Here is a 2,840-nt window from a genome sequence, read left to right as displayed (position 1 = left end):
CGGCAAGCGGATAGTCATGATCGACCTCGCGAAACGCCTCTCGCGAACCCGCCTTGCCGATCGTCGTTCCGAGGGTGCAGATGGCTGCGTCAACCTTCCACCAGTCGGCCTCTTGCGGCAGGTCGTCGAAACGGACGATCGGTGCGACCAGTTTGCGATGACTGGTACTGAGAGGACGGCGTGAGGGGGCAATCACGGTTTCGACCCGCGGATCTTCGAGGGCTTGCGTCAAGACCTGGTGGCCGACGAGACCGGTTGCGCCGATCAGCAGAAGTTTCATGTCAAGCCTCCGAAGCTTTCCGGTCCCAGATTTCGTTCTGCTCCTTGCGAACCATGTCCGCCGCGCTCGCAGGGCGGACAGTCCGGTAGGCCGGGTTAACGGCTTCGATAACCTCGATCATCGCTTCGATCATGTCATCGGGATCGTGCTGGCGGTCGAGTTCGCGCACCGGCCAATGCGCGATCACGCGCTCGCCCTGGCCCCACCATTGGTCCATGCTCTCCATGCCGGTGTCGTTGAAACCGGTGCGGAAGGCGCCGGGATTGACGGTCACCACCTCGACGCCATAAGGCTTCAATTCCTCGTGCATCGCCGAGCAGATGCCTTCGACGGCATGCTTGGAAGCTGCATAGGCGCCATCGAACGGCACCTTGACCAGCCCTGCGACCGACGACGTCCAGACGATGCGGCCCGAACCACGCCTGACCATCGCGCGGGCAAACCCCTGCGCCAGTTCCAGCGCCGCAAATACGTTGGTCTCGAATACCGAACGGAACACGGACATCGGAATCTCGACCATCGGCCCGGATTCCATGATGCCGGCATTGTTGAGCAGAACGTCTATCTCAATTCCGAGCGCGTTGGCACGGTCGATCTCGTTGAGGACATCGAGCTTGATGACCTGCATCTCGACGCCTTCGGCCCTGGCCGCGTTGCGCAGTTCCCAGACCTGTGGCCAGATCTGGCATCCCGCGATCACTTTATGGCCGCGCTTCGCCAGGCTAAACGCGACGCCACGTCCAAAACCGGATGCCGCGCCTGTGATGAGGACCGTCTTTGCCATGATGCTTTTCCCTTGTTTCATCGTGTCAGCCCGCGATATCGCCGTTGCGGATCGCCACCCGGATCGCCTGCGGCGTCGTCGCGACACCCAGCCGTTTGCGAATCCGCCGCAGGTGATTTTCCACTGTCCGTTCGGAAAGCCCCAGCGTTGCGGCGATCTCAACCTGTCTTCGGCCGGCGGCGGTCCACGACAGCACTTCCCGCTCTCGCTCGGACAACGGGCCGACAGCTTCGGCCGCAGCTTCCAGCAGCCTGCGTGCGGAGAAAAACGCCGTCGTCGCGATAAGCCCCAGGCTCAATCGTGCCCGGCGCGACGCATCGATCTGACTGCCGCCCAGGCTCATGGCGCCTTCCAGTCCCAAGGGACCGAATACCGGGATTTGAAGGCCGTGAATGCCCTGTCCGCGCGGGTAGCGGACGATCTTGTAAAGCTCGCCGTCCATTGCGATCGTCTTGGTCCAGAAGAACGGCTCGCGGGTTTCGAGGACGTGGCGGGTCACCGGACAGCGCCGGACATAGGTCTCGGCATCGACGTCTTCGCCGTCACCGAACCAGTCGCCCTCGACCCAGTAGATACGCTCGACCACCTGGTCCCCAACAGCAGACGCAGAGAACAATATGAAACGGTCATAGCCCAGCGGCGACGCGATGGCGCGAACCTCGGCCTCGATCGCGGCAAGGCTCTCCGCGCCCTCGATGGCGAGGGCGCTTCGCAGGACCTGCTCTGCTACTGGAGAACCGGTCATCCGACAGCGGTCGCCTCAAGCAGGGTCGCGGCGGCAAGCTTGCCGAGCGCGTTGCCGGCGAGAGGGCTGTCGCCCGTCAGAAGCATGCGGTCCCGATGCACCGCGCCCGAAATGTCGTCGTTGACGATCTCGAAGCCGAGCGCCTTCAGTTTCTCGCCGAATTTCCACGTCAGGTGGCCCGGCATGTAGCCGATGTCGGGCGTCTTGGCGTCGAGCGCATCCGGGAACGCACAAATCCTGTAGCCGCGATAGATGGTGCTGTCACCGACCGCCAGGAAAGCCGCCGGCCCGTGGCACAACGAGATGACGAACCGGTCCTTCGCCGCCGCCCATTCGAGCGCCGCCGCGACGTCCTTGCTTTCGGGCAGGCCGATCAGGGCGCCATGGCCGCCGGGAATGAAAATCGCAATATAGTCGTCGAGACCGCTTTCGACCACGTCAGACAGTTTCAGCGGTTGCTTGAACTGCGGGTGATATTTCGCGAAGAAGCCCTTCACCTCCGCATCTTCGGAGGGCATCGCCCAATATTCGAACTTGACCGGGTTGCCGGATACCGTCGCCACATCGAACTCGAAGCCGGCCTTGTCGAGATGGTACATCGGCAGCAGCGTCTCCACCGGATGGTTGCCGGTCGAGAAGAACGAGCCGTTGTCCGTCAGCAGATAGCGCTCGTCGGCGCCGATCATCAGCACCTTCTTCCCGCCTGTGTATGGTCTGGGATAGTCGGCGCCGCTCAGATCGGACTTGGGCGACGTGAACTGGCTCAGGGAATAGCTCGAGGGGAAGAACGCATTGTCTTCCGCCGGATCGGGTTGCGGGTGCTTGTCGGAATTTGTCTGGTCGGACATGTTAGCCTCGTTGAGTTCTTTCTTGCGATGACAAAAACTATCGTGGTGCCAAGCTCAGCAAAATGAGGGATTTCCCTCAATGAAACAGCTAGCCGAACCGACCCAAGGCGCACACGCATGGCTATCGGGAAGTGATCCTCCCCAGGTTTCTGGACCAGCGGAGGTTGGAGTTTCGCGGCTTCT

At 62.0% G+C, this 2,840-nt stretch carries 4 protein-coding genes; all 4 read right to left on the bottom strand.

All coding sequences use genetic code 11. The annotated features are described in order from the left end of the window. Positions 1 to 280: Rossmann-fold NAD(P)-binding domain-containing protein (locus DEM27_RS33280; protein ID WP_474176032.1), on the bottom strand; the 280-nt coding region annotated here is incomplete at its 3' end. 1 nt (position 281) lies between these two features. Next, a complete protein-coding gene (locus DEM27_RS33275) occupies positions 282 to 1,064 on the bottom strand; it encodes an SDR family oxidoreductase (RefSeq protein WP_109462504.1) in 783 nt (260 codons plus the stop codon). Positions 1,065 to 1,089: 25 nt separating this feature from the next. Continuing rightward, complete coding sequence (locus tag DEM27_RS33270; protein ID WP_109462503.1) at positions 1,090 to 1,809, bottom strand: PA1136 family autoinducer-binding transcriptional regulator; 720 nt, start codon at positions 1,807 to 1,809, stop codon at positions 1,090 to 1,092. Further along, a complete protein-coding gene (gene hchA, locus DEM27_RS33265) occupies positions 1,806 to 2,657 on the bottom strand; it encodes a glyoxalase III HchA (protein WP_109462502.1) in 852 nt (283 codons plus the stop codon). The genes DEM27_RS33270 and hchA overlap by 4 nt, the downstream gene beginning before the upstream one ends. Positions 2,658 to 2,840: the final 183 nt, after the last annotated feature.

The sequence above is a fragment of the Rhizobium album genome, assembly GCF_003122325.1.
GTDB lineage: Bacteria > Pseudomonadota > Alphaproteobacteria > Rhizobiales > Rhizobiaceae > Metarhizobium > Metarhizobium album.
The sequence above is the reverse complement of the archived record's forward strand: the minus strand, read 5'-3'. Positions and strand labels throughout refer to the sequence as shown.